This window comes from Streptomyces sp. DH41 (assembly GCF_029813785.1).
Lineage (GTDB): Bacteria > Actinomycetota > Actinomycetes > Streptomycetales > Streptomycetaceae > Streptomyces.
This window is the reverse complement of record NZ_JARVKY010000007.1, coordinates 244,894-269,251: the sequence shown is the minus strand read 5'-3', so window position 1 is coordinate 269,251 and position 24,358 is coordinate 244,894. Positions and strand designations below refer to the sequence as shown.

General features: G+C 71.4%; 21 protein-coding genes. 6 read left to right on the top strand and 15 right to left on the bottom strand.

The annotated features are described in order from the left end of the window. Positions 1 to 28 precede the first annotated feature (28 nt). Positions 29 to 1,522 (bottom strand): transcriptional repressor NsdA, encoded by a 1,494-nt coding sequence (nsdA, locus tag QC283_RS14700; RefSeq protein WP_279561940.1) that lies wholly within the window; start codon positions 1,520 to 1,522, stop codon positions 29 to 31. 444 nt (positions 1,523 to 1,966) lie between these two features. On the opposite strand from nsdA, the gene QC283_RS14695 reads away from it, so the two are divergent. Further along, positions 1,967 to 2,638: a bifunctional DNA primase/polymerase gene (locus tag QC283_RS14695; protein ID WP_279561939.1), complete on the top strand. Its 672-nt coding sequence runs from the start codon at positions 1,967 to 1,969 to the stop codon at positions 2,636 to 2,638. 138 nt (positions 2,639 to 2,776) lie between these two features. On the opposite strand, the gene ftsY is transcribed toward QC283_RS14695, so the two are convergent. After that, positions 2,777 to 3,991 (bottom strand): signal recognition particle-docking protein FtsY, encoded by a 1,215-nt coding sequence (ftsY, locus tag QC283_RS14690; RefSeq protein ID WP_279561938.1) that lies wholly within the window; start codon positions 3,989 to 3,991, stop codon positions 2,777 to 2,779. 176 nt (positions 3,992 to 4,167) lie between these two features. On the opposite strand from ftsY, the gene QC283_RS14685 reads away from it, so the two are divergent. Continuing rightward, the gene (locus tag QC283_RS14685) at positions 4,168 to 5,622 is read left to right on the top strand and encodes a cytosine permease (protein WP_279561937.1); all 1,455 of its coding nucleotides are present in this window, start codon (positions 4,168 to 4,170) and stop codon (positions 5,620 to 5,622) included. Positions 5,623 to 5,783: 161 nt separating this feature from the next. Further along, complete coding sequence (locus QC283_RS14680; protein ID WP_279561936.1) at positions 5,784 to 6,155, top strand: hypothetical protein; 372 nt, start codon at positions 5,784 to 5,786, stop codon at positions 6,153 to 6,155. 134 nt (positions 6,156 to 6,289) lie between these two features. Here the strand turns inward: QC283_RS14680 and QC283_RS14675 are convergent, their stop codons facing one another. The 4 genes from QC283_RS14675 to QC283_RS14660 form a co-directional block, all read right to left on the bottom strand. Continuing rightward, entirely contained in the window at positions 6,290 to 7,708 is a 1,419-nt protein-coding gene (locus QC283_RS14675; RefSeq protein ID WP_279561935.1) for a sugar porter family MFS transporter, read from the bottom strand. Between the two features lie 203 nt (positions 7,709 to 7,911). After that, positions 7,912 to 11,508: a chromosome segregation protein SMC gene (gene smc / locus QC283_RS14670; RefSeq protein ID WP_279561934.1), complete on the bottom strand. Its 3,597-nt coding sequence runs from the start codon at positions 11,506 to 11,508 to the stop codon at positions 7,912 to 7,914. 284 nt (positions 11,509 to 11,792) lie between these two features. Continuing rightward, positions 11,793 to 12,005, bottom strand: coding sequence for a hypothetical protein (locus QC283_RS14665; RefSeq protein WP_003973418.1), 213 nt, complete (start codon positions 12,003 to 12,005; stop codon positions 11,793 to 11,795). Positions 12,006 to 12,384: 379 nt separating this feature from the next. After that, positions 12,385 to 12,666 (bottom strand): acylphosphatase, encoded by a 282-nt coding sequence (locus QC283_RS14660; RefSeq protein WP_279561933.1) that lies wholly within the window; start codon positions 12,664 to 12,666, stop codon positions 12,385 to 12,387. Positions 12,667 to 12,850: 184 nt separating this feature from the next. Here QC283_RS14660 and QC283_RS14655 point away from each other — a divergent pair, with 184 nt between their 5' ends. Together QC283_RS14655 and QC283_RS14650 are read left to right on the top strand one after the other, a co-directional pair. Further along, positions 12,851 to 14,062 carry a CAP domain-containing protein gene (locus tag QC283_RS14655; RefSeq protein WP_279561932.1) on the top strand — a complete coding sequence of 404 codons (1,212 nt, stop codon included), beginning with the start codon at positions 12,851 to 12,853 and terminating at the stop codon, positions 14,060 to 14,062. Between the two features lie 76 nt (positions 14,063 to 14,138). Then, positions 14,139 to 14,543, top strand: a complete 405-nt coding sequence (locus QC283_RS14650; RefSeq protein ID WP_279561931.1) for a winged helix-turn-helix transcriptional regulator — start codon at positions 14,139 to 14,141, stop codon at positions 14,541 to 14,543. Here the strand turns inward: QC283_RS14650 and mutM are convergent. From mutM to QC283_RS14605, 9 genes are all read right to left on the bottom strand, one after another. Further along, positions 14,533 to 15,393 carry a bifunctional DNA-formamidopyrimidine glycosylase/DNA-(apurinic or apyrimidinic site) lyase gene (gene mutM / locus QC283_RS14645; protein ID WP_279561930.1) on the bottom strand — a complete coding sequence of 287 codons (861 nt, stop codon included), beginning with the start codon at positions 15,391 to 15,393 and terminating at the stop codon, positions 14,533 to 14,535. The two genes, QC283_RS14650 and mutM, sit on opposite strands and share 11 nt — an antisense overlap. Before the next feature lie 129 nt (positions 15,394 to 15,522). Further along, positions 15,523 to 16,383, bottom strand: coding sequence for a ribonuclease III (gene rnc / locus QC283_RS14640; RefSeq protein WP_279561929.1), 861 nt, complete (start codon positions 16,381 to 16,383; stop codon positions 15,523 to 15,525). A gap of 7 nt (positions 16,384 to 16,390) precedes the next feature. Continuing rightward, entirely contained in the window at positions 16,391 to 16,564 is a 174-nt protein-coding gene (gene rpmF, locus QC283_RS14635; RefSeq protein WP_003951102.1) for a 50S ribosomal protein L32, read from the bottom strand. Positions 16,565 to 16,566: 2 nt separating this feature from the next. Next, positions 16,567 to 17,211: a YceD family protein gene (locus QC283_RS14630; protein WP_279561928.1), complete on the bottom strand. Its 645-nt coding sequence runs from the start codon at positions 17,209 to 17,211 to the stop codon at positions 16,567 to 16,569. 144 nt (positions 17,212 to 17,355) lie between these two features. Beyond that, a complete protein-coding gene (locus tag QC283_RS14625; protein WP_279561927.1) occupies positions 17,356 to 18,486 on the bottom strand; it encodes a cell division initiation protein in 1,131 nt (376 codons plus the stop codon). A 153-nt stretch (positions 18,487 to 18,639) separates the two neighbouring features. Further along, positions 18,640 to 19,119, bottom strand: coding sequence for a pantetheine-phosphate adenylyltransferase (coaD, locus tag QC283_RS14620; RefSeq protein ID WP_279562008.1), 480 nt, complete (start codon positions 19,117 to 19,119; stop codon positions 18,640 to 18,642). 26 nt (positions 19,120 to 19,145) lie between these two features. After that, positions 19,146 to 19,733 (bottom strand): 16S rRNA (guanine(966)-N(2))-methyltransferase RsmD, encoded by a 588-nt coding sequence (rsmD, locus tag QC283_RS14615; protein WP_279561926.1) that lies wholly within the window; start codon positions 19,731 to 19,733, stop codon positions 19,146 to 19,148. A 74-nt stretch (positions 19,734 to 19,807) separates the two neighbouring features. Further along, positions 19,808 to 22,021 (bottom strand): ATP-dependent DNA helicase RecG, encoded by a 2,214-nt coding sequence (recG, locus tag QC283_RS14610; RefSeq protein WP_279561925.1) that lies wholly within the window; start codon positions 22,019 to 22,021, stop codon positions 19,808 to 19,810. 62 nt (positions 22,022 to 22,083) lie between these two features. Beyond that, complete coding sequence (locus QC283_RS14605; RefSeq protein WP_279561924.1) at positions 22,084 to 23,838, bottom strand: DAK2 domain-containing protein; 1,755 nt, start codon at positions 23,836 to 23,838, stop codon at positions 22,084 to 22,086. 268 nt (positions 23,839 to 24,106) lie between these two features. Between QC283_RS14605 and rpmB the strand changes: the two genes are divergently transcribed. Next, the gene (gene rpmB, locus QC283_RS14600; RefSeq protein WP_013000438.1) at positions 24,107 to 24,292 is read left to right on the top strand and encodes a 50S ribosomal protein L28; all 186 of its coding nucleotides are present in this window, start codon (positions 24,107 to 24,109) and stop codon (positions 24,290 to 24,292) included. The last annotated feature ends 66 nt before the right edge of the window (positions 24,293 to 24,358 follow it).

Sequence of the window (24,358 nt, the reverse complement as noted above, 5' to 3'; positions counted from 1 at the left end):
GGCCGGCCGCGGCCGGGGCTGGTGGGGGTCAGACCGCTTCGGCGGTCTCCGGCAGTTCGACCGCGAGCCGTTCGGTGAGGTCGACGACCTCGCCGAGGTCGCCGAAATCGCGTACGGCCGTGTCGACGGTCTTGCGGATGCGGGTGTTGACTCGTTCGGAGCGGACCTTCTTGGCGATTCCCATGGCCTCGACGGCCAGGCCGGTGCTCTCCTCGGGCTCGCGGCGCAGCAGGTGCACGGTGGCCATGCCGATCAGGTTCAGCGCGTAGGAGCGCTGGTGTTCGTCGTCCTTGGCGAACAGCTCCACCGCGCGGCGCATCAGCGGCTCGGCCAGCGAGGCGTAGGCGGGGCTGCGGCCGGCGACGTAGGCGAGGTCGCGGAAGGAGTGGCTGTTCTCCCCGTGCAGCTCGGCCTCGGAGAAGAAGCGGATCCAGTCGGGGTCCGGCTCGTCCCACTCGTCGGCTTCGGCGAAGGTGTCCTCGGCCATGCGCACCGCCCGCTTGCAGCGGCCGGGCTGGCCCATGTTGGCGTAGGCCCGGGCCTCCATCGCGTACAACATCGACTGGGTACGGGGGCTCGCGCAGTCCCGGCTGCCGTACTGCGCGAGGTGGATCAGCTCCAGGGCGTCTTCGGGCCGGCCGAGGTGGATCATCTGGCGGCTCATGCTGGAGAGGACGTACGAGCCGAGCGGCCGGTCGCCGGCTTCCTTGGCGGCGTGCAGGGCGAGGACGAAGTACTTCTGAGCGGTGGGCTGGAGACCCACGTCGTACGACATCCAGCCGGCCAGCTCGGCGAGTTCGGCGGCGACCTTGAACAGCTTGGACCGGGTGGTGTCCGTCTGGGGTTCCTGCAGGAGGTCGGTCACCTCGTGCAGCTGGCCGACCACCGCCTTGCGGCGCAGGCCGCCGCCGCACTGGGCGTCCCAGCGGCGGAACATCACGGCGGTGGACTCCAGCAGGTCCAGCTCCGGCCCGGACAGGCGGCCACGCGCGCGCGTGGTGGGCGCGGGCTCGCGTCCGGACGCGGTGGCCGAGGGCGCGGGGACGAGCCAGCGCTGCATGGGCTCGATGAGGGACGGGCCCGCGGAGAGGGCCAGCGAGCTCCCGAGGAAGCCGCGCCGCGCGAGCATCAGGTCGCTGCGCGAGAACTCGCTGAGCAGGGCCACGGTCTGCGGTCCCGTCCAGGGCAGGTCGACGCCGGTCGCGGAGGGCGTCGGGCGGGTGGAGCGCAGGCCCAGGTCCTCGACGGAGACGACGACGCCGAAGCGCTCGGAGAACAGCTCGGACAGGATCCGCGGGATCGGCTCGCGCGGATTCTCGCCGTCGAGCCAGCGGCGCACGCGTGAGGTGTCCGTGGAGATGTGGTTGGCGCCCAGTTGGCGTGCCCGGCGGTTGACCTGGCGGGCCAGCTCGCCCTTGGACCAGCCGCTGCGGGCGAACCAGGAGGTGAGCAGCTCGTTGGGGCGCTTCTCAGCGGACGACGCGCTTCCCGCGCTCGTACCGCTTCCGCCGTTGCCACTCACTGGAACGCCCCCATCCCTGAGACCACCTGTCGCCGAGTGCGCCAAGCCCTATCAGAATGCCGGTGCTGACGGTCGTCCGTCCGGCGGATGCCACCCTTCGAACGGAAAGCCGAGTTGCCTCCGGCATACCCACAAGCGCATGTGCCCCAAGGCTCCATGCACACAAAGTAATCCCGTGATCACGGTCCAGCCATGGCGATTGCGGAATCGCCACCATTCGCCACCCCTTCGGGTGAACTCCCAGTGGCCCGCACACGATTCACTTGACATAGGCCAACCGCGAGTCGGCGCAACGGTGCACATCGGGGCGTGCGCGGTCGAGCACACCACCCGAAGTGCTTCCGGACGCCGCGTGAACCGCGCCGGACTGGGGAGTTGCAAGCAGAGAGTCACGGCGCACGTCTGCTGCGTAACCGCTGCTGCGTCGGACCCGTTGGAGGGGGCATGGGCTTCACGATCGGCATCGGCGGCAGTCGGGGCACGCGCGACACCCGGACCGGGGCACGGCGCCGGGGGCGCGCGTCGGTGTGCACCGTGGTGGCCGAGTTCACCGGGCTGTGGGGCTGGGCCGTGGTGCCGGGGGCCCGGGCCGCCGCGGGCGCCTGCTCCTGCGGCCGGCGCGACTGCCCGGCGCCGGGCGCGCATCCGCTGGACCTCGCGCCCGAGGTGCCCTCGGGCGCGACGCTGGACGAGGCCGGCGAGGCCTGGGCCCAGGTCCCCGGCGCCGCCGCGATGCTGCCGGTCGGGCGGTCCTTCGACGTCATCGAGGTGGCCGAGTCCGCCGGGCTGCGGGCACTGGCCCGGCTGGAGCGCATGGGCATCCCGCTCGGCCCGGTCACGGCGACCCCACAGGGCCGCGCCCACTTCTTCGTCGCCCCCGGCGCCGCCGCCGAGCTGCCCCGGCTGCTCTACCGGCTGGGCTGGGACGACCCGTCCGCCCTGGACCTGCGCGGTCTCGGCCCCGGTACGTACATCACGGCCCCGCCCTGTGACCGCGGCGGCCTGGGCCCGGTGCGCTGGCTGCGCCCCCCGGCCCTCGATTCGGCGACCAGGCCGCCGACGGCACGACTGCTGCTGGGGACACTGGCGTACGTGGCCCACCGGTCGCGGGCATAGGGCCGGCGGCGACCGACCCCCGCCCGGCCGGGCACGGCGAAGCGCCCGTCCCCCGGTCACGGGAGGCGGGCGCTTCTTCGCTCGGTGCGCGCGTGCACGCGAGCCGACGGTGCGCGCACCGGGGCACGCGCGGTGGCGTCACTCGCCGATCAGGGCATCCACGAACGCCGCGGGCTCGAACGGCGCCAGGTCGTCCGCGCCCTCGCCGAGACCGATCAGCTTGACCGGCACGCCCAGCTCACGCTGCACGGCGACCACGATGCCGCCCTTGGCCGTACCGTCCAGCTTGGTGAGCACGATGCCGCTGATGTCGACGACCTCGGCGAAGACCCGGGCCTGGATGAGACCGTTCTGACCGGTGGTGGCGTCGAGGACGAGCAGCACCTCGTCCAACGGCGCGTGCTTCTCCACCACGCGCTTGACCTTGCCGAGCTCGTCCATGAGGCCGGTCTTGGTGTGCAGGCGGCCGGCGGTGTCGATGAGCACGACGTCCGAGCCCATCTCCTTGCCCTCCTTGACCGCGTCGAAGGCCACGGAGGCCGGGTCGCCGCCCTCCGGGCCGCGCACGGTGTGGGCGCCGACCCGCTCGCCCCAGGTCTGCAGCTGGTCGGCGGCCGCGGCACGGAAGGTGTCGGCGGCGCCGAGGACGACGCTGCGGCCGTCGGCGACCAGGACGCGAGCGAGCTTGCCGGTGGTGGTGGTCTTGCCGGTGCCGTTGACGCCGACGACCATCACGATGCCGGGCTTGGTGTTCGCCGGCTCGGTCTTGACCTCGCGGTCCATGTCGGGGCCGAGGAGGGTGATCAGCTCCTCGCGCAGCAGGGTCCGGAGCTCGTCGGGCGTGCGGGTGCCGAGCACCTTCACCCGCTCGCGCAGCCGGTCGACCAGTTCCTGGGTGGGCTGCACGCCGACGTCGGCGGTGAGCAGCGTGTCCTCGATCTCCTCCCAGGTGTCCTCGTCGAGGTGCTCCCGGGAGAGCAGGGTGAGCAGGCCCTTGCCGAGGGCGTTCTGCGAGCGGGAGAGACGGGCACGGAGCCGGACCAGACGGCCGGCGGTGGGCTCGGGAACCTCGATCTGCGGGATCTCGAGCTCTTCGACGACGGGCGGCTCCTCGACGGTGGCGGGAGCGGTGCCGCCGTCCGGAAGGTCGACCTCCTCTATCGTCCGGCGCGGTTCGTCGCGCGGTGTCTCGGCCTCTTCGCCGACGTGCGGCTCGGCCGGAGGGGCGGTGATGTCGGGCGTGGCGGGAGGCGGCGGAGGCAGCTGCTTCTTACGGCGACTGCCTACGATCAGCCCGCCGAGCGCGCCGATCACGACCACGGCGATGACTACAGCAAGGATGACGATTTCCATAACCCGTCCAGTATCAGTCATGAGCCCCGAGGACACCCTCGTCGTGTGTTCCTCCAAAGGACAAAGGCCCCTGGAAGGAATGAGTCGGATCAAAGTACGATGGAAGAGGCCACGTCAACGCGCGTAGAGTCCCGACCGCCCCCTCTTCTCCCACGATCGAGGCACGGACCCCCCACATGAGCAAGACCGCCGAGACCGAAGGCGCCCTGGAAACCCGCGGCATCGAGCAGGTGCCCGACCAGGAGCGCACCGCCCGGACCCGCGAGCTTTTCCCGACCTGGGTCGGTGCCAACATCAGCGTGCTGCTGCTCACGATGGGCGCGAGCCTCGTCGTGGCGTACCGGCTCAACTTCTGGCAGGCGCTCGTCGTCGCGGCCGCCGCGCCGGTCGTGTCGTACGGCCTGGTGGGGCTGATCGGCATCGCGGGCAAGCGCGGGGGCGCGCCCGGGATGGCGCTGTCCCGGGCGGTCTTCGGCCAGCGGGGCAATCTGCTGCCGGGTTCGCTGATCTGGATCGCCCGCTGGGGCTGGGAGACGATCAACGCGGTGACCGGCGCCTACGCGCTGCTCACCGTGCTGGACATCGTGTTCGGCATCCGGGCCAACAGCGTGCTGGACATGGTGACGCTGCTCGCCTTCGTCGTGGCGACGTTCGCGATCTCCGGGCTGGGGATCAACGCCGTGCAGAAGTGCAACAAGTACGCGGCGTATCTCTTCGGCGCCTTCTCGGTGCTGGTCCTCGGCTATCTGGTCGTCGACACCGACTGGTCGGCGGTCTTCGACCGGTCCGCCGGTTCGGTGGCGGCGATGATCACCGGTGTCGGTCTGATCGCGGCCGGCGGTGTCAGCTGGATCCCGTCCGCCCCGGACTTCACCCGGTACCTGCCGCGCACGGCCTCCTCGAAGGGGATCGTGGGCGTGACCATCGGCGGCGCCGGCATCGTCGTACTGCCCATGGTGCTCATGGGCATGGTCATGGCCGTCTCCACGCCGGACCTGGCCTCGGCCGCCGACCCGGTCTCCTTCCTCGGCGAGATCCTGCCGACCTGGATCGCGGTGCCGTACCTGCTGATCGCGCTGATCGGCATGCTGCTGATCAACTCGATGTCGATGTACTCGGCCGGCTTCACCGCTCAGACCCTGGGCATCAAGGTCCCGCGGCACTGGGCGGTCTCGGTCAACGCCGTGATCTCGCTGATCTTCGGCGGGGTGCTGATGCTGGTGGCGACCAGCTTCATGGGCTCGTTCATCGCCTTCCTGTCGCTGCTCGCGGTCGCCTTCTCCGCCTGGGTCGGCGTCTTCGGCGCGGACATGCTGCGCCGCAAGGAGTACGACGGTGAGGCCCTCGCCGACACCGGCCGCACCAGCGCCTACTGGTACCGCGGGGGCTTCTCCCCCGCCGCCGTCGCCGCCTGGGCGGTGGGGCTGGCCGCGGGCCTGATGTTCACGACGTCCGACTGGTTCACCGGCCCCCTCGCCGCGAACAACGTCATCGGCGAGTACGGCCTCGGCTGGGTGGCCACGGTCGTGATCTCCGGTCTGCTGTACGCGGTGCTGCCGAAGCCCGCCGTGGTCGTTCCCGCGTCGGCGGGCTCGGACCGGGCCGAGCGGACCGAGCCCGCGACCGTCTGACGTACACGGCCGACGCCCCCTTCTCCACCCGGCGCCGAGGACCAGTTCTCGAGCGGCGCGGGGTGGGGCGGGGGGCGTCGTGCGTTCCTCTCGCCCGTGCACCCCGCCCCCGACGGTGATAACCCGTTGCCCGTCCCGTCCCGGGGTGGTTGCCTGCGTGCATGAGTCTGCTGGTGGATGTCTTCGTGCGGGAACCGGACGGTTCCAGGCGTTTCCCGGACAAGGACGCCTACAACTCCGGCGGTTTCGAGTCCTGGCGCACCACCGTGTGGGGGTCCGATCTTGTTCGTTCGCTGGGCGCCCGCCTCCTGCCGGTCCTGGCCGAACGGGATCTGGAGGTGGAGCACGAGCAGGTGCCGGACCTGTCGCGCGAGGTCGCCCTGCTGCGGTCCCACCTCGACCGGATAGCGACCGGCACCGAACATCCTCGGTCGGTGCGGGAACACCGGGATCAGATCGAGGACCGTCTGCGCATCATCGACGAGTCCGCCCGGCAGGCCCTGGAGATCGGCGGCGGAGTCATCATCTGGTGAGCCGGCCGCCGGGTCCGGGCGTACGGCACCGCCGCCCCCGGCCCGGGCGGTGAGCCGGGACGGGGGCGGCGGACGGTACGAGGAGAGGGGCGGCGGGGACTTGGCCCTTCTCCCCGGGTTCGGGGGTGGGGCGGTCAGCCCATCTCCTCCAGGGCCTTGCCCTTCGTCTCCTTCACGAACTTCAGGACGAAGGGGATGGAGAGCGCGGCGAAGATCGTGTAGATCACGTAGGTACCGGAGAGGTTCCACTCGGCCAGCGACGGGAAGCTCGCGGTGATGGCCCAGTTGGCGATCCACTGGGCGGCGGCGGCCACACCCAGGGCCGCGGCACGGAGCCGGTTCGGGAACATCTCGCCGAGGAAGACCCAGACGACCACACCCCAGGACAGGGCGAAGAAGAGCACGAACACGTGGGCCGCGATCAGGGCGACCCAGCCCTGCGTGGCCGGGAGCTTGCCGTCGACCAGGTCGAAGGAGAACGCCCAGGCCTCCAGCGCCAGGCCGATCACCATGCCGACCGAGCCGATGAGGGCGAGCGGCTTGCGGCCGACGCGGTCCACGAAGATCATCGCGATCACGGTGCCGACGATGTTGATGATCGACGTCGTGAACGAGTAGAAGAACGACTGCGTCGGGTCGACGCCGACCGACTGCCACAGCGTCGAGGAGTAGTAGAACGCGACGTTGATGCCGACGAACTGCTGGAAGACCGAGAGGCCGATACCGATCCAGACGATCGGCTTGAAGAAGAAGCTGCCGCCGAGCAGGTCCTTGAAGGAGGACTTCTCCTCGCGGTGCATGGCGTGCTCGATCTCGGCGACGCGGGCGTCGAAGTCGACGTCCTTGCCCTCGACCTCCTGGAGGATCTGCTTGGCGCGCTCGTGCTTGCCGACGGAGACCAGGAAGCGCGGGGACTCCGGGATGGCGAAGGACAGCAGACCGTAGAGGACGGCCGGGATGACCATGACGCCGAGCATGACCTGCCAGGCTTCCAGGCCCATCAGTTCACCGCGCTGGTCACCGCCGGCGGCGTTCAGCAGACCCCAGTTGACCAGCTGCGAGACCGCGATGCCGACGACGATCGCGGCCTGCTGGAAGGAGCCGAGCCGGCCGCGGTAGGCGGGCGGGGAGACCTCGGCGATGTAGGCGGGGCCGATCACCGAGGCCATGCCGATGGCGAAGCCGCCGACGACGCGCCACATGGCGAGGTCCCACAGCGCGAAGGGCAGTGCGGAGCCGATGGCGCTGACGGTGAAGAGGACCGCCGCGATCTGCATGCAGCGGATGCGGCCGATGCGGTCGGCGATGCGGCCGGCGGTCGCGGCGCCGATGGCGCAGCCGATCAGCGCGATGGCGATGACCTGGGCCAGTACCGCGGAGCCGACGTCGTAACGGTCCCGGATGGCCTCGACGGCACCGTTGATCACGGAACTGTCGTAGCCGAACAGGAAACCGCCCATCGCGGCCGCCGCCGCGATGAAGATGACGTGCCCGAGATGCTCGGGATGAGCCGTCCTGGCTCCTGAACTGGGCGCCTGCGATGTGCTGGCCACGTGTACTCCTCGGGCTACCGGCAACGCTGCCGGGGTGGTTCGCCTTCGAGATGTCACCGAAAGGGACCTGAAGGTAAAAGCAACGTTGCAGAGACTATGCCTTCAAGTGTCGAAGTCAATAGGTCGAGAGCTGTGAGTTTGGAGATGTGTGACGGCGTTGTGAAGGGTTATGTGTTCAAGAGTTGAAGCTAGTGTCCTCGTAACTAACGCAGTCGCTGGCTGATGACCTTCGACACGCCGTCACCCTGCATGGACACGCCGTACAGCGCGTCGGCGACCTCCATCGTCCGCTTCTGGTGCGTGATGACGATCAGCTGCGAGGCCTCCTGCAGCTCCTGCATGATCCGGATCAGCCGCTGCAGATTGGTGTCGTCGAGCGCCGCCTCGACCTCGTCCATGACGTAGAACGGGCTCGGCCGCGCCTTGAAGATCGACACCAGCATCGCCACGGCCGTCAGCGAGCGCTCCCCGCCCGAGAGCAGCGAGAGCCGCTTGACCTTCTTGCCCGGCGGCCGGGCCTCGACGTCCACGCCCGTGGTGAGCATGTTGTCGGGCTCGGTCAGCACGAGCCGCCCCTCACCGCCCGGGAACAGCCGGCTGAAGACGCCCTCGAACTCCCGCGCGGTGTCCCGGAAGGCCTCGGTGAAGACCTGCTCGACGCGCTCGTCGACCTCCTTGACGACCTGGAGCAGGTCGGCGCGGGTCTTCTTCAGGTCCTCGAGCTGCTCGCTGAGGAACTGGTGCCGTTCCTCCAGCGCCGCGAACTCCTCCAGGGCCAGCGGATTGACCTTGCCGAGCTGCTGGTAGGCGCGTTCGGCGGCCTTCAGCCGCTTCTCCTGCTCGGAGCGTACGAAGGGCCGGGGGCGGTTGCGCGGGTGCTCCGGGTCTGCCGGAAGCTCCTCGCCCTCGGCGGGGGGCGAGGGCGGCACCTCTTGATGGGGGCCGTACTCGGCCGCGAGCCCCGCCGGTTCCACACCGAGTTCCTCCAGCGCCTTGGTCTCCAGCTGCTCGATGCGCAGCCGCTTCTCGGCGCCGAGTACCTCGCCCCGGTGGACTGAATCCGTCAACTTGTCGAGCTCGGCCTTGAGGTCGCGACCGGCGGTGCGCGCGGCGGTCAGCTCCTGTTCGCGCCGGGCCTTGGCGGCCTCGGCGGCGGTGCGTTCCTCATCGGCGCGGGTCAGGGAGACCTCGACGTGCGCGAGCAGCTGCCGGGCGCCGGCGGCGACCGCCTCGGCCACGGCCGCCTCGTGCCGCATCCTGGCCCGCCGCTGTTCGGCACGCGCGCGTGCCTCGCGTTCCGCGCGGGCCGCCCGGTCCAGGGAGTCGGCCCGCCCGGCCAGCCCCTTGACCCGCTCCTCGTGGGTACGGACCTGGAGGCGGGCCTCCATCTCGGTCTGCCTGGCGTTGGCGCCGTCGGCGGCGAGCCGGTCGCGCGCGGAGGTGTCGGGCTCCTCCTCGACGGGCGTCTCCTCGGCGACGGCGAGCCGCTCCGCCAGTTCCTCGACGTCCGTCAGCGCCTTGTCGAGCGCCTCCTGCGCCCGGGCCGCCGCGGCGGCGGACCGCTCGGCCTCACCCGCCGCGCCCCGCGCCTGTCCCGCGAGCCGGCCCAGCCGCTGGGCCACGGCCGACTTCTCCCGGTCGGCGGCCCGGCGCCGCTCCCCCAGTTCCTCGACGAGCGCGGCGCTCTCCCGGCGCCGCTCGACGGCCGCGTCCTGGGCCTCGGCGAGCTCATCGCACCGCGCGCCCAGTTCCTCCAGCTCGGCGGCGGCCTGGTCCACGGACGCCTGTACCTCCAACAGGCTGGGCGCCCCGGCGGACCCGCCCTGCGCGAAGTGCGCGCCCAGCAGATCGCCCTCGGCGGTGACGGCGGTCAGCTCCGGGTGGGCGTAGACGAGGTCCTCGGCGTCCTCCAGGGTGGCGACGACGACGATCCCGCGCAGCAGCCGCCGTACGGCGGGCATCAGGTCGGCCGGCCCGCGGACGAGATCGGCGGCGTACGGCGAACCGTCACCACCACGCGGCCCCCGCGCCACGTCGCCACGCGCCACGTCGCCACGCGGCTCCCGCGCCACGTCGTCGGGGGCGCCGGCGAGCAGCAGGGCGGCCCGGCCGGCGTCCTGCTTGCGCAGCAGGCGGATGGCGTCGGCGGCGGCCGCCGGGGAGGTCACCGCGAGGGCGTCGGCGGCGGCACCGAACGCGGTGGCCAGGGCGACCTCGTGGCCGGGCGTCACGGTGAGGAGCCCGGCGGCCGGACCGAGCAGACCGGTGAGCCGGTCCTTCGCGGCGAGCAGGGCACCGGTGCCGTCCTTGCGGCGCAGTCCGAGCGCGAGGGCCTCGCGGCGGGCGTGTGTCGCCGCGCGCTCGCGTTCCACCGCGGTGGCCGCCTCCCGGGCGGCGCTCAGGGCGGCCTCCGCCTCGGCCAGTCCGTGCTTGGCGGCCTCGTGCCGCTCGGCGAGTTCCTGGTCGTCGGCGTCGAGGACGTCGACCTCGGCCTGGAGCGCCTCGTACTCCTCCTGCGCGGCGGCGGCCCTCTCCCGGGACTCGTCGCGCGCCTCGGCCAGCCGCTCGATCTCGGCCCGGGCCGAGGCCGCGCGGGAGCGGGCGGTGCCGACCTGGCCGCTGAGCCGGGCCAGCCCCTCACGGCGATCGGCGATGGCGCGGGCGACGTCCTTGAGGCGGCGATCCTCCAGGGCCAGTTCCCGTTCGAGGTCGGCGCGGTGGGCGACCGTGTCCTCCAGAGCGTGCTCGGCCGCCTCCAGGGCCGCTTCGAGTTCGGCCTCCTGCTCGCGGACGCGGGCGGCCTCGCGCTCCAGGTCCTCCGGATCGCGGCCGCGCCGCTCCTCGGGAGGCGCGGAGGTGGCGCTCGTCACGCGCGCGTCGGCCAGTGAGATCGTGCCGCGCACCCGTTCGGCGAGCTGGGACAGCTCGTACCAGGTCTGCTGGGCCCGCTGGAGGCGCGGCGTGAGCCGGCGTACCTCGTCCTCCAGGTCCGCTTCGCGGCGCAGCGCCCTGCCCAGCTCCGCCTCGGCGGCGTCCTTGCGTTCCTTGAGCGCGGCCTCGTCGGCGATCTCGGCCTGGAGTGCCTCGCGCAGCCGTACGAGATCGTCGGCGAGGAGCCTCAGCCGCGCGTCCCGCAGGTCGGCCTGGATGACGGCGGCACGCCTGGCCACCGCCGCCTGCCGCCCCAGCGGCTTCAGCTGGCGCCGCAGTTCGTCCGTCAGATCCTGCACGCGCGCGAGGTTGGCCTGCATCGCGTCCAGTTTCCTGAGCGCCTTCTCCTTGCGCTTGCGGTGCTTGAGGACGCCGGCGGCCTCCTCGATGAAGGCGCGGCGCCCCATCGGGTCGGCGTGCAGGACGGAGTCGAGCTGGCCCTGGCCGACGATGACGTGCATCTCGCGGCCGATGCCGGAGTCGGACAGCAGTTCCTGGATGTCGAGGAGGCGGCAGGTGTCGCCGTTGAGCTGGTACTCGCTGCCGCCGTTGCGGAACATGATCCGCGTGATGGTGACCTCGGCGTACTCGATGGGCAGCGCCCCGTCGGAGTTGTCGATGGTCAGCGACACCTCGGCCCGGCCGAGCGGCGGGCGGCCGGTGGTGCCGGCGAAGATGACGTCCTCCATCTTGCCGCCGCGCAGCGACTTGGCGCCCTGCTCGCCCATGACCCAGCTGAGCGCGTCGACGACGTTGGACTTGCCCGAGCCGTTCGGACCGACGACGCAGGTGATGCCGGGCTCGAACCGGAGCGTGGTCGCCGAGGCGAACGACTTGAATCCGCGGAGCGTCAGGGCCTTCAGGTGCACGCCGTCGGACTCTACCTTTCACAGGTGTCTCACTCCATGAACCGGTGAACCGCCGCGGTTTCACCGGTGAACGCGCAGGGCACATCAGACGTTGAAGAGGGTGAAAGGATGCGCGGGGGAGGAAAAGCCGGGCCGGGCGGCGGACACGGGCGAAGGCGGGGACAAGAAAGAAGGGACGCCGAAGCGTCCCTTGCAGACTCTGACACCTGAGCGGTTGTACGGGCGTGCCCGACCACTGCCGTGCCGTGGTGGAGCGATGCAGTGATCAGATCGATCAGCAGTGATCAGGTGAGCGCAGGCTCCGCCTGGTGTGCGTCAACGCTCTCCATGCTCTCCATGATCCTGTCGTGAGAAGCGGCAGCCGCCAGCGCGTCGTTCTCCGCCTGGATCCGTCCGAGCTCGGATTCCAGGTCCTGGACGCGCTGCTGGAGCCGTCGCATCTCGGCGAGGAGTCGAGGGTCGGAGCCGCCGACGTAACCGAGAAGCGCCTTTGCCATGATGGATGGTCCTCCACAATGAGTGACCGACCGAAGCGGTGTGGGTCGTGAGGGAATCGCACCCGCGGTGCTTGGCACTTTGGAGTTTTTCCTGCCGTTCAACCATGCCAAACAGCTAAGGTGCGCGGGGCTTTCAGCGTCTCACCAAAAAGTTTGACGGTCAACACGATCACGCCCCGTATCGGCGGGCACCCGGGCGCACGCGGCCTGGGAACGGCGACGCGGCGATTCCTGCGGGCCCCTGGGGGCGTGGCGATCATCCTGCGTGCGGAGCCTGCCACGACAGGCCGTTCTTGGCAACCACCTGCCCGTTTCCGCTGCGGCCACCCTTCCGGAGATGGTCGGACCGGACGCGGGGAGCCCTCGGCGCCACCCGGCGTCAGCGGATGGCGAAGCCCTCGTAGCCGCCGCGGGGTGTGTCCCAGATCTCGGTCACGCCGTCCACACGTCCGGGCGTGTCGTCACCGCGCAGCCAGTCGAGCAGCCCCTGGCAGCGCTCTCGCGGGCCCTCCGCGACGACCTGGACACGCCCGTCGGCCAAATTGAGAGCAAAACCACTCATCCCGCCGAGTTCCAGTGCCCTGGCCCGCGTGAACCAGCGGAAACCCACTCCCTGGACCTGTCCGCGCACCCACGCGACCAGCCGTACATCCTCACTCATGACTGCAACCTAACCAGTCAATGTCTCGCCGGACACTTCACCCCCTTGCGCCATGCGGTACCGTCCCCACCCAATGAAACGCACCTGAAACTCACTCCATCGTGTGAGTCCTGTGTTGATCTTGAGGACACATCGACCGCGAGGACACGTCCAGCGCGAGGGCGAGGACGAGGAAGGCCAGAACATGGGACGCCACCGACGCTCCGCCGCCGGCCGCGCCGCCACGGGCCGCGCCGCGGAGGGCCGTCAGACGGACGCTGCGACCGGCCGGGACCGCGACCCGCGGTCGACGGACGCGGGTGACCGCCCCACGATGGGGATCGCGCCCTATCTGAACCCCGAGGCGTACGCCGAGGTCCGGGCGAAGAGCGACGCCTACCTGTTCGCGCCGGACGGCCCGGACGGCGACGGGGCCGACGGCCACCCGCGGGCCGGACGGACGGTCGCCTTCCCCAGCGGCGGTTTCACCCCCGACGACGGGCCACAGCCCCCGGGACCCTCCGGAACGCGCCGCCGCCGCAGGAAGAAGGCCGCCACTCCCGTCCGTACGGGGCTGCTCGGTGTCTCGGCCGCGGTCGCCATCGGCACGGTGGCGGTGGCCACCGGAGCGGTGCCCGGCCTCGACAACTACCGGATCGGCGGTGGCGGCGGGGGTGACCGGGTGCAGTCCCAGGACGCCCCGTCGAACATCCCGTCCGAACAGGGCGGCACCTCCGGCAGCGCCGACGCCCCTCGCGGCGGCGAGGCCCCCGCGAGCCGCGGCACCGACCGGTCCTCCTCGCCCAGCGACTCCTCCGACCGCTCGGAGGCCTCCGAGTCCTCCTCGTCCGACTCCCCCTCCCCCTCGCCGTCCACGTCCTCCCCCTCGGCATCGGCGTCGAAGCCCGCCGCCCCGGCCGAGACCCCGTCGAAGACGGAGAAGCCCGAAAGGACTCCCAGCGCGAAGCCGAAGCCCACGCCGTCGAGTCCGGCCACCGAGGAGCCCCAGCGGCCCGGCGCTCCCGCCGCCGCGTCGGAGCAGGCCGTCGCCCAGGCTCAGGTGCTGAAGCTCGTCAACGACGAGCGTGCCAAGGTGGGCTGCAGCCCGGTGTCCGCGAACAGCGCGCTGCGCGAACTGGCCGAGGACTTCAGCGAGGCGATGGCCGCGCAGGGCTTCTTCGACCACACCGACCCCAGCGGTGCGACGCCGTGGGACCGGGCCGAGGCGGCCGGGATAAGCGGCCTCGGGGGCGAGAACATAGCCCGCGGACAGGCCGACGCCCAGGCCGTGATGGACGCCTGGATGGACAGCCCGGGTCACAAGGCCAACATCCTGAACTGCGACTTCCAGACCCTGGGGGTCGGCGTCCACTTCGGCTCCGGCGGCCCCTGGTGGACGCAGAACTTCGGCTACTAGCCGCCCCCTCCGGGCAGCGCCGGCCGTCGGTCGGCGCGACCTTCGGCGCAGCGCCGCGCTCACGTACGCTGGGCGTATGTCGACCACGCAGGAGCGCACGGAGGAGCAGGACCTCCCGTACGACGTGTTCTCCCGGGCCTGCCCCTCGCGCGGCACCCTGGAGCACGTCACCGGGCGCTGGGGCGCGCTGACTCTCGGCGCGCTGTCCGAGAGCTCGTTCCGGTTCAACGAGTTGCGCCGCCGCGTCGACGGCGTCAGCGAGAAGATGCTGGCCCAGACGCTGCACGCGCTGGAGCGCGACGGTCTGGTGCACCGCGAGGCCCAGCCCACCAACCCGCCCCGCGTGGACTACGAGCTCACGGCACTGGGACGCGAGGTGGCCGGGCGGCTGACCGCGCTCATCCAGTGCGTGGAGGGGCGGATGGACGAGGTCCTGGCATCGCGCGAGCGGTACGACGCGCGGCGGGCACCTACGGTGTGATCCTCGGCGTCCGCTGGCACTTCGGGCAGAAGTAGCTGGAGCGGTTCATCCACGGCCGGCGGCGCATCGGTGTGGCACAGCGGCGGCAGGGCAGACCCTCGCGGCCGTACGCGTCGAGCGACCGGTCGAAGTAGCCGGACTCGCCGTTGACGTTGACGTAGAGGCTGTCGAAGCTGGTGCCGCCCACGGCGAGGGCCGCGTTCATCACGTCGCGGACGTGGCCGAGGAGTTCGGCGGTGCGGGGGCGGGTGAAGGTCGCGGTGGGGCGTTCGTAGTGCAGGCGGGAGCGCCACAGGGCCTCGTCCGCGTAGATGTTGCCGACGCCGCTGATCAGTGACTGGTCGAGCAGGGCCCGTTTGATCGTGGTGCGCTTGCGGCGCAGCGCGAGGTGGAACGCCTCGTCGTCGAAGAGCGTGTCGAGGGGGTCTCGGGCGATGTGCGCGATGACGTCGGGCAGTCCCTCGGGGGTGGTGTCGTGCAGGGACAGGCCGCCGAAGGTGCGCTGGTCGACGAAGCGGAGTTCGGTGGGCCGGTCGTCGGTGAAGCGGACGCGGACGCGCAGGTGTTTCTCGGCCGGTGCCTCGTGCGGCTGGACCAGCAGCTGACCGCTCATGCCGAGGTGCGCCAGGATCGCCTGGCCGGTGTCCTCCAGCGGCAGCCACAGGTACTTGCCGCGGCGGCTGGGCGTGCCGATGCGGTGGTCCTTCAGGCGGTGGGCGAAGTCGTCGGGGCCCGCGATGTGCCGGCGTACCGCGCGCGGGTGCAGCACCTCGGCGTCGGCGACCGTCCGGTGGGCGACCCAGCGCTCCAGACCGCGCCGTACGACCTCGACCTCGGGCAACTCGGGCATGACATCCCCTCGGGTGGGCCGGTGGACGAGCCGAACGCCCGCCCCGGGAGGGGGACGGGCGTTCGGAACGTGCGATGAATCAGACGGCTCCGACGGTCGGATGATCGACGGGGCCGGCGGATCGACGGATCAGGCGGAGGCCGAAGGGGCGTCGGCGCTCGGCGTGGCCGCCGCTTCGGCGGCCGGCTGGGCCGTCGCTTCGGCTGCGGTCACCTTGGCTCGCTCGTCCGCCGCGGCCCGGATGGACCGCCACGCGGATTCCGCGGCCTGCTGCTCCGCCTCCTTCTTGCTGCGGCCGGTGCCGGTGCCGTACGAGACGCCTCCGACGCGGGCGGCAGCAGTGAAGGTCTTCTCGTGGTCCGGGCCGGTCTCCGTGACCAGGTACTCGGGGACGCCGAGCCCTTCGGTCGCGGTGAGCTCCTGGAGACTGGTCTTCCAGTCCAGGCCGGCACCGAGGTTCGAGGACTTCTCGATCAGCGGGTCGAACAGGCGGTGTACCAGTTCGGAGGCCGCGTCGAGGCCCTGGTCGAGATAGACCGCGCCGATCACCGCTTCAAGGGTGTCGGCGAGGATGGACGCCTTGTCCCGGCCCCCCGTGCCCTCTTCACCGCGGCCGAGCCGGATGAAGGAGCCGAGGTCGAGCCCACGGCCCACCTGAGCCAGCGCACGCGAGTTGACCACCGCGGCCCGCAACTTGGCCAGCTGGCCTTCGGGCAGGTCGGGGTGGGTGCGGTACAGCGTGTCCGTGACGACGAGGCCGAGGACGGAGTCACCGAGGAACTCCAGCCGCTCGTTCGTCGGCAGACCGCCGTTCTCGTACGCGTAGGAACGGTGGGTCAGTGCGCGCACCAGAAGGGCGGACTCGAGCTGGTAGCCGAGCCGCCCTTCCAGAAGCGTGTGGGACGAGGCCTGGGTGTCCGCCTTCTTCTTGGCGGGTGGGTCCGCCTTGGCGACTTCCGCCTTCTTGGGGACTGACACAGTGCCTCTCACCAGCCGCTCAGACCTCGAGGACCTGGCGCTTGTTGTAAGTGCCGCAAGACGGGCACGCGATGTGCTGCTGCTTGGGCTCGTGGCAGCGCTCGCACGCAACCAGGGTGGGGACCGCAGCCTTCCACTGCGACCGGCGGTGGCGCGTGTTGCTGCGCGACATCTTCCGCTTCGGAACAGCCACGGCTACTTCTCCTGCTTCTCGTCGACGCCAGGTTCGGCGCCGCTCATCTCGTCCTTCTCGCCGTCTCCGAGTGAACCGGCGAGTCCCTGCAAAGCCGCCCAACGAATGTCGACGGCATCGTGGTGGTGGTCCGGGTCGTCCGCCAGGCGTACTCCGCACTCGGAGCACAGACCCGGGCAGTCTTCCTGGCACACCGGCTGCATCGGCAGTGCGAGCACCACCGCGTCGCGCAGCACGGGTTCGAGGCCGATCAGTCCGTCCTCGACGAAGAGCCTGTCCTCGTCTTCCTCGGCGTCGTCGGCCGGTTCCGCCACAGGGCGGCCCCGGTCGTCGGCGTCAGGGTACGAGAACATCTCCTGGAAGTCCGCAGCGAGCTGCTGCTCGAGCGGCTCCAGACACCTTACGCACTCCCCCTTGGCCTTGGCACGGGCGGTGCCTGTGACGAGCACCCCTTCCATGACCGACTCGAGCCGGAGATCGAGTTCCATCGGGGCGCCTTCCGGCACTCCGATGACTCCCTGGATACCGAAGTCCTTGGGAGCGTCGACCGTGCGGGTCAGGCGCTGCAGCGCACCGGGCCGCCGTCCCAGCTCGTGTGTGTCGAACACGAGGGGGTTTCGGTGGTCGAGGCGCGCGTTCAGAACCATTCCTGCTTTCGGTCTTTCGTAACTTGGGGGTGCCGCCCTCCGGTGTTCCCGGGCAGCGGCGATCGCGGACGTACACGCGACCGAAGAGCCAGGATACTGGACCATTCGCTCTCGGCCCAATCCGGCCCGGGAGCGGTGCGCGGGTCAGAGACCGCGCCCCTGTTCGTAGGCTCTCAGCTGCTCGGCACTGATCATGCTGGTGTCGAAGAGGCTGGCCTCGTCGAGTGCCTGCGGCTGGGACTGCGGGGGCTGTGGCGGCTGCTGGGGCTGTGCGTAGTCCTGGCGGCCGTCGTCGTACGCCTGCTGCCGGGGGTCGTACTGGTAGGCGTACGGGTCCGCGGTCTGCTGCTGGTAGCCGTACGGGTCCTGCTGACCGCCGCCATAGGTCTGCTGGTAGGCGGCGTAGGGGTCGGGCTGCTGCTGGGCGTAGCCGTACGCCGGCTGCTGCGACGGCATCTCCGGCACGGCCTGTGCCGGTACCTGCGCCGGTGCCTGTGCCGCCGCCGGCTGCTGCTGCTCGCCGTACTCCCGCTGCCTGGGCTGTGAGGCGGGGGCGTCGGAGAGGCCCGCGAGGTCGGCGAGGTAGTCCGCGTCGCTGGAGTGCTGGACGGTGGTCAGGTCGTCCGCGAGGGCGCCGAGGTCGTCGGTGGCGATCCGGCCGTGCAGCTTCTGGCGGCCCCGGCCGACCGCGTCCAGGGTCTTGGCCAGTACGGCCTCGAAGGCGCCGAGCTTGGAGTCGACGTAGGTGTCGGCGTCGCGGCGCAGGATCTCCGGGTCGTGGCTGCGCTCGGGGGCATCCTCGTCCTCGTAGCCGTTCTCGTCGAGGCCGGGTCCGGTGCCGAGGAGCTTCTCGCGGCCCCGGCCGACCGAGCCGAGGGTCTTGGTGAGGACGACCTCGAAGTTGGCGAGCTTGGAGTCGACGTAGTCGTCGGCCTCGGCGCGGACCTCCTCGGCCTCCTGGCGGGCCTCGCCGAGGATCCGGTCGGCCTCGGCCTGGGAGCGGCGGGCGACCTCGGTGTCGGCGATCAGGGAACCGCGCTCGGCGTGCGCGCCCTCGATGATCCGGTCGGCCTCCTGGCGGGCCTGCGCGACCATCTGCTCCCGGTCGCCGATCAGCTCCTGGGCCTGGGCGAGGGAACCGGGCAGCTCGGCACGCAGCTCTTCCAGCATCGAGAGCAGCTCGGCGCGGTTGATCACGCACGAGGCCGACATGGGCATGGCGCGGGCGCCGGAGACCATCGCGGTGATCTCGTCGAGCTTCTTCTGCACGTCCACCGTGTGCTCGCCACTCTCTACAGCTGTGTTGGAGACGGACGGGACGACTGTACGACCCTGGGGTGTCCGGGGGACACCGGGTGACGGTTTGTCAGCCTCCGGGAGCCGTGCGAGGTGTGCGCGAGGGTGGCGGTGAGGTGCGAGGGAGTGGGCTCAGTCCTGCTTCAGGCGCTCGGAGAGGACTTCGAGGACCAGCGGCGGCACCAGGTGGGAGACGTCGCCGCCCCAGGTCGCGACCTCTTTGACCAGGGAGGACGACAGGAAGCTGTAGGTGGGGTTCGTCGGGATGAACAGGGTCTCGACGCCCGAGAGGCCGTTGTTCATCTGGGCCATCTGCAGCTCGTAGTCGAAGTCGCTCACCGCGCGCAGGCCCTTGACGATGGCCGGGATCTCGCGCTGCTTGCAGAAGTCGACGAGGAGGCCGTGGAAGGACTCCACGCGCACGTTCCCGTACTCGGCGGTGACCTGGCGAATGAGGTCGATCCGCTCCTCGATCTCGAACAGACCCTTCTTGGCCTGGTTGATCATCACGGCGACGTAGACCTCGTCATAGAGACTGGAGGCCCGGCCGATGATGTCGAGATGTCCGTTGGTGATCGGGTCGAACGACCCGGGACAGACGGCGCGGCGCACTTGAATTCCCTCGCTCTCCGGTCCGGTCATCGTGCGTCTTCGCACGTAGAGGCGGCGTGACCGTACCAAAACGTTCCCTCGCCGTAGCGACGGGACCGGATCGCGTCGAAGCCGTGCGGCCAACGGAAGTCGCCGCCCCTGGTGCTGCGCTCCACGGTGACGAGCGCTTCCCCGGTGAGCCACCCCTCCGTACGGAGTGTGAGCAGGATCTCGCGAAGATCGTCGTCCGTGACGGCGTACGGCGGGTCCAGGAAGACGATGTCGTACGGCTCGGCCGGGGCCGGGGTGCGGATGATCTGTTCCGCTCTGCCCGCCCGGACCTCGGCGCCGGGCAGGCCGAGGGCCTTGACGTTCTCCCGGACCGTACGGGCGGCGCGGGCGTCGGCCTCGACGAGCAGGACGTGCCCCGCGCCCCGGGACAGCGCCTCCAGTCCGACGGCGCCGGAGCCGGCGTACAGGTCGAGGACCCGCTCGCCGTTCAGCGGGCCGCCGAGCAGGGACTGCCAGGTGGAGAAGAGTCCCTCGCGCGCGCGGTCGGAGGTGGGACGGGTGCCGGTCCCTGGCGGGACGGTGAGGCGGCGTCCGCCGGCTTTGCCGGCGATCACGCGGGTCATCTCGGGGTCCTTGTCGGTGTGCTCGGGGTGCTCGGCGTGCTCGGAGTGGACGGACGGTGTCCGTTCCCAGTGTCTCAGCCCTTCTCCAGGTACTGCTCCCTCTCCTCGTCCAGGAGTGCGTCCAGGGCCGTCCGCAGACCGGGCAGGCCGGTCAGCTCCGGGTCGGCGGCGACCACCGCCGCCGCCTCCTGACGCGCCTCGGCGATGACCTCCTCGTCCTCGATGACGGCGAGGACGCGCAGGGAGGTGCGGGCGCCGGACTGGGCCTGGCCGAGGACGTCGCCCTCGCGGCGCTGTTCGAGGTCGATGCGGGAGAGCTCGAAGCCGTCGAGCGTGCCGGCGACGGAGTTCAGCCGCTGCCGTGCCGCGCTCGCCTCGGGCATCTCGGTGACCAGCAGGCACAGGCCGGGCGCGGAGCCTCGGCCGACGCGGCCGCGCAGCTGGTGGAGCTGGGAGACGCCGAAGCGGTCGGCGTCCATGATCACCATCGCGGTGGCGTTGGGGACGTTGACGCCGACCTCGATGACGGTGGTGGCGACCAGGACGTCGGTCTCTCCGGCGGCGAAGCGGCGCATCACCGCGTCCTTGTCGTCGGGCTGCATCCGGCCGTGCAGGACCTCGACCCTGAGTCCTCGCAGGGGACCTTTCGCGAGGTGCTCCGCGACGTCGAGGACGGCGAGCGGGGGCCGCTTCTCCGCGTCGCCCTCGGGGGGCTGCCTGGAGTTCTTCTTCGGGGCGTCGTCCTCGTCGCCGATGCGCGGGCAGACGACGTAGGCCTGGTGGCCGCCCGACACCTCCTCGCGGACGCGTTCCCAGGCGCGGGCGAGGAAGTGCGGTTTGTCGGCGGCCGGGACGACATGGCTGGCGATCGGGGACCGGCCGGCCGGGAGCTGGTCCAGGACGGAGGTCTCCAGGTCGCCGAAGACGGTCATGGCGACGGTGCGCGGGATGGGCGTGGCGGTCATGACGAGCAGGTGCGGCGGCTGTTTGCCCTTGCCGCGCAGGGCGTCGCGCTGTTCGACGCCGAAGCGGTGCTGTTCGTCGACGACGACCAGGCCGAGGTCGTGGAACTGGACCTTGTCCTCGATCAGCGCGTGCGTGCCGATGACGATGCCGGCCTCACCGGTGGCCAGGTCGAGCAGGGCGTGGCGGCGGGCGGCGGCGCCCATCGAGCCGGTGAGCAGCACCACCTTGGTGGCGTGTTCGGCGCCGCCGAGCATCCCTCCTTCGGCCAGCTCCCCCATCATCTCGACGACCGACCGGTGGTGCTGCTGGGCGAGCACCTCGGTGGGCGCCAGCATCACGGCCTGCCCGCCGGTGTCGACGACGGCGAGCATGGCGCGCAGGGCCACCATCGTCTTTCCCGATCCGACCTCGCCCTGGAGCAGCCGGTGCATCGGGTGGTCGGTGGCGAGGTCGTCGAAGATCTCCCGGGAGACCTTCCGCTGGCCGTCGGTGAGCGTGAAGGGGAGGCGGTCGTCGAAGGCCGTGAGCAGACCGTCCGGGCTCGGTTTCCTGGGGACGGCGGGGAGTTGGGTCTCGGCGTGGCGGCGGCGGGCGAGGGCGACCTGGAGGACGAAGGCCTCGTCCCACTTCAGACGGGCGCGGGCGTCGTCGATGTCCGCCTTGGTGTGCGGGCGGTGGATCTTCAGGAGGGCCTCGGGGAGGGAGACCAGGCCGCGGCCTTCGCGCAGGGAGCCGGGGAGGGGGTCGACGGCCTCCTGCGCGCTGGGCAGCACCGTCTGGATCGCCTTGCCGATCTTCCAGGACTCCAGCTTGGCGGTGGCCGGGTAGAGGGGGATGAGGGCGCCCGCCCAGGACTCGACGCTCTCGGCCCCGTCGTCGTCACCGCCGCGCAGCAACTCGTACGCCGGGTGGGCCAGTTGCAGGCGGCGGTTGAAGACGGAGACCTTGCCCGCGAACATCGCGCGGGTGCCCGGCAACAGCTCCTTGTGGGGCTTGTGGACGCCGTGGCCGAAGAAGACCAGCTGGAGGCGGCCGCTGCCGTCCGTGATGGTCACTTCGAGCCGCTGGCCCTTGCCGCGCGGTGCCTTCGACGAGGCGAAGGTGTGCAGGCGGGCGTCGGCGACCTGGGCCACCACCGTGACGTGCTCGTCCATGGGCAGGTCGGCGAGGTGGGTGAGCTGGCCGCGCTCCTCGTATCTACGGGGGTAGTGGTGGAGGAGGTCGCCGACGGTGTGCAGGCCGAGATGCTCGGCCATCACCTTCGCGGTGGCGGGGCCGAGCACCTTCTTCAGGGGTTCTCGCAGTGCGGGCACGAGATCCATTGCACACCACGCCACTGACAATGGCCCCATACCTCCCGGGAGAACCGGCGCTACCGGTCCCGCTACTCCACGCCGATCAGCAGCAGCGCGCCCTGTCGGCCGCCCTGGTAGACGACCGTGTCGACGGCGAGGTACGCGTCGCGGACGCGGGCCTCCAGGTGGGCGGCGACGGCCCGGGGGGCTCCGTCGCCGAGGACGAGGGTGACCAGCTCCCCGCCGGCCGCGAGCATGCGGTCCAGGACGGTCGTGGCGACCTCCGTGACGTCCGTGCCGATGACGGCCACGTCGCCGTCGACGAGGCCGAGTACGTCGCCGGCCTGGCAGATGCCGGCCGTGGTCCAGGACTGGCGTTCGGCGACGGTGACCTCGGCGTGGCGGGTCGCGCCGGCCGCCGAGGTCATCGCGACCACGTCCTCGTCGAAGCGCCGATCGGGTTCGTGCACGGCGAGGGCGGCGATGCCCTGGACCGCCGAGCGGGTCGGGATCAGGGCGACCCGGACACCTTCGGTGCGGGCCTGCTCGGCCGCCGCGGCGGCGGTGTGGCGCAGTTCGGCGTCGTTGGGCAGCAGCACGACCTCGCGCGCGTGCGCCCGCCGTACGGCCTGGACGAGTTCCCCGCTCGCGGGCGGCTCCCCGGGGCGTGCGAGCACGGTGGTCGCGCCGGCCTCGGTGTACAGCCCGGCCAGCCCCTCCCCCGGCACGACGGCCACCACGGCCCGCTGGGCGCGTTCACGGGGCATCCGCTCGGCCGCGCTGGTGTGCGCGTCGCCGTGGCCGAAGTGGGTGATGCGGATCCGGTACGGCCGCCCGGCCTCGACGCCCGCCTCCACGGCCGCGCCCGCGTCGTCGACGTGCACGTGGACGTTCCACAGTCCGTCGCCGCCGACCACGACGAGCGAGTCCCCGAGGGCGTCGAGCCGCTGCCGCAGCCGTGCCACGGCCGCGTCCTCGGCCTCCAGGAGGTAGATCACCTCGAAGGCGGGGCCGCTGCCGTCGCCCTCCTCCGCGGCGCACTTCTGGGCGGGGGCCTCGCCGCCGTGCTCCGCGCGCGCGTGCCGCACGGCGTTCCCCGGTGCCGGGGCCCGGCCCGGGAGTGTCTCCGCCCGGCCCGTGAACGTCTCCACCAGGGCCGCGAGCACCGTCACCAGGCCCTGTCCGCCGGCGTCGACCACTCCGGCGCGCTCCAGGACGGGCAGCCGGTCCGGAGTCGCGGCGAGTGCCTCGCGGGCTCCCTCGTAGGCCGCGCGGGCCACCGCCGCGCAGTCGCCCTCCGTGCCCTCGGCGCCGTCGGCCGTCGCCTCGGCCGCCGCCTCTTCGGCCGCGTCGGCGGCGGCCGAGGCGACGGTCAGGACGGTGCCCTCGACCGGGTGGGCCACGGCCTGCCGGGCGGAGTCGGCCGCGCGCCGCAGCGCCAGCCGCAGTCCCGCACCATCGGTGTGAGCGGGTTCACCTCGGGCGGCGAGCACCTGGGCCATGCCGCGCAGCAGCTGCGCGAGGATCGTCCCGGAGTTGCCCCGCGCGCCGATCAGCGCGCCGTGCGCCATGGCGCCCACGGCGTCGGCCAGCGACGGACCGTCGCCGTCGTCCGGCTCCCCGTCGCCCGCCGCGTCCACCGCGTGCGCCGCGAACACCGCCTCCACCGCCGCGACGGCCGACTCGACGGTCAGGTACAGGTTCGTGCCGGTGTCCCCGTCCGCGACCGGATAGACGTTGATCGCGTCGATCTCCTCGCGCGCACGTCCCAGCGCGCGCAGCGACAGACCGCACCAGGTGCGCACCGCCAGAGCGTCGAAGAACCTCTGCGGCACCTGCGCCACCTGCGCCTCCCTGAGCTGCTGGACGTGGCAGGCAGCGTAGACCTTGGGACGGTGCCCACCGGAAGTGGGCCGGGGCGGGCCCCCTGAGCTGCCGTGGTAGTTTCGTTGTACGGGAGCAGCCGTTGTATGCTGCTCCGGTTGCCCGATCCCGATCGGGCTTTCCCCCCTGGCACCGCCACTCAGATCCCGGACCGTTCGCGGCTCCGGAACCTTGATCCCGGCATGCCGGGGTCAACCGTAAGTGCATCTGAAGTCTTTGGAGTGACCCGTGGCTGCCAACTGCGACGTCTGTGGCAAGGGGCCGAGCTTCGGCAACAACATCTCGCACTCGCACCGCCGTACGTCCCGTCGCTGGAACCCGAACATCCAGCGTGTGCGTACCGTGGTCGGCGGGACGCCGAAGCGCGTGAACGCTTGCACCTCGTGCATCAAGGCCGGGAAGGTCTCGCGCTGACGCGTCAGCTGAGCGCGCGGCCACTGCCTGGTCCGCTGCACTAAGCCGGTCCACCTCGGGTGGGCC

Bases quoted from the DNA above. Each gene is read 5' to 3' on its own strand.
- recG (WP_279561925.1), bottom strand. From the start codon at position 22,021: ATGGATCTCGTGCCCGCACTGCGAGAACCCCTGAAGAAGGTGCTCGGC.
- QC283_RS14665 (WP_003973418.1), bottom strand. From the start codon at position 12,005: ATGGCAAAGGCGCTTCTCGGTTACGTCGGCGGCTCCGACCCTCGACTC.
- rsmD (WP_279561926.1), bottom strand. From the start codon at position 19,733: ATGACCCGCGTGATCGCCGGCAAAGCCGGCGGACGCCGCCTCACCGTC.
- QC283_RS14655 (WP_279561932.1), top strand. From the start codon at position 12,851: ATGGGACGCCACCGACGCTCCGCCGCCGGCCGCGCCGCCACGGGCCGC.
- QC283_RS14630 (WP_279561928.1), bottom strand. From the start codon at position 17,211: ATGGTTCTGAACGCGCGCCTCGACCACCGAAACCCCCTCGTGTTCGAC.
- QC283_RS14660 (WP_279561933.1), bottom strand. From the start codon at position 12,666: ATGAGTGAGGATGTACGGCTGGTCGCGTGGGTGCGCGGACAGGTCCAG.
- QC283_RS14650 (WP_279561931.1), top strand. From the start codon at position 14,139: ATGTCGACCACGCAGGAGCGCACGGAGGAGCAGGACCTCCCGTACGAC.
- QC283_RS14695 (WP_279561939.1), top strand. From the start codon at position 1,967: ATGGGCTTCACGATCGGCATCGGCGGCAGTCGGGGCACGCGCGACACC.
- QC283_RS14685 (WP_279561937.1), top strand. From the start codon at position 4,168: ATGAGCAAGACCGCCGAGACCGAAGGCGCCCTGGAAACCCGCGGCATC.
- QC283_RS14680 (WP_279561936.1), top strand. From the start codon at position 5,784: ATGAGTCTGCTGGTGGATGTCTTCGTGCGGGAACCGGACGGTTCCAGG.
- mutM (WP_279561930.1), bottom strand. From the start codon at position 15,393: ATGCCCGAGTTGCCCGAGGTCGAGGTCGTACGGCGCGGTCTGGAGCGC.
- ftsY (WP_279561938.1), bottom strand. From the start codon at position 3,991: ATGGAAATCGTCATCCTTGCTGTAGTCATCGCCGTGGTCGTGATCGGC.